General features: G+C 70.6%; 1 protein-coding gene. It reads right to left on the bottom strand.

Annotation, left to right across the window (positions count from 1 at the left end; translation table 11 throughout):
- The coding region (locus tag ABFP37_RS22530; RefSeq protein WP_347035037.1) for an enolase C-terminal domain-like protein at nt 1-429 on the bottom strand (429 nt) is incomplete at both ends.

The raw sequence follows: 429 nt of genomic DNA, 5'->3' as shown, positions 1-429 counted from the left end.
CAGGCGCAGCGCTTCCTGGTTTTCGGCCGGGGTGCAGTCTTCCAGCCAGAACAGGTCATACGGTTCCAGCGCCTTGCCCAGCTTCGCGGCCTGGATCGGGGTCATCCGGTGATGCCCGTCGTGCAGCAGCGGCAGCTCCGGGCCGAACTCGTTCCGCACGGCCTCGAACACGGACGGCAGGTGCCGGAGGTAGGCGCGGGTGTCCCAGTCTTCCTCCACCGGGAACGCGCCGCGCCCGGCGGGTTCGTAGTCGTAGCGTTCGCCCGAGGCCTGCGCCTGGGCCGCGACGCCGTAGACGGCCTTGATGCCCGGGACGGCGGTCTGGATCCGGACGGACTTGTAGCCGAGTTCCAGGTGCTCGCGGACCGAGTCGAACAGCGACGGGATGTCCGCGCCGGAGGCGTGCCCGTACGCGCGCAGCCCGTTCCG

Source organism: Burkholderia sp. RS01 (assembly GCF_039748055.1).
GTDB lineage: Bacteria > Actinomycetota > Actinomycetes > Actinomycetales > Micrococcaceae > Arthrobacter.
Note: the sequence above shows the minus strand (reverse complement) of the source record. Positions and strands in the feature narration are given on the sequence as shown.